The following is a 445-nucleotide window of genomic DNA, read 5'->3' as shown; positions in this document are numbered from 1 at the left end:
CTTGGCGCGCAGCGCGGAAGCCGAGGGCCAGAAGCGGTGGCGCTGGAAGGCGTACGTCGGCAGCTCCGCAGCGGATCGGGCGTTCGCGGAGGTGCCGGCGAACAGGGCGCTCCAGTCGAGTGCCGTGCCCCGGGTGAAGAGTTCGGCCGCCGCCGACAGGACCGAACAGGCCTCGGAGCGGTCCTTGCGGAGCGCGGGGACGAGCAGACGATTCTCGGCGCCTTCGGCGGCCGACTGGGCGAGGGCGGTCAGCGTGCCGTCCGGGCCCATCTCCACGAACCGGGTGACGCCCTGCTCCTCCAGGCGCCGCACTCCGTCGGCGAACCGCACCGGGCGCCGTACGTGCTCGACCCAGTGCTCGACCGACATCAGTTCTGCGGCGGTCGCGGACTCGCCGGTCAGGGTGGAGACGATCGGTATGCGCGGCTCCGCCGGGGCCAAGCTC

At 73.0% G+C, this 445-nt stretch carries 1 protein-coding gene; it reads right to left on the bottom strand.

Features of this window, described 5'->3' with window-relative positions:
* Nucleotides 1-445, bottom strand: a 445-nt coding sequence (locus AC5WRT_RS39090; protein WP_496098966.1) for an acyltransferase domain-containing protein, incomplete at both ends; no start/stop codon positions are given.

Source organism: Streptomyces sp. NTD91 (assembly GCF_059510455.1).
This window is presented reverse-complemented; position numbering and strand designations above follow the sequence as displayed.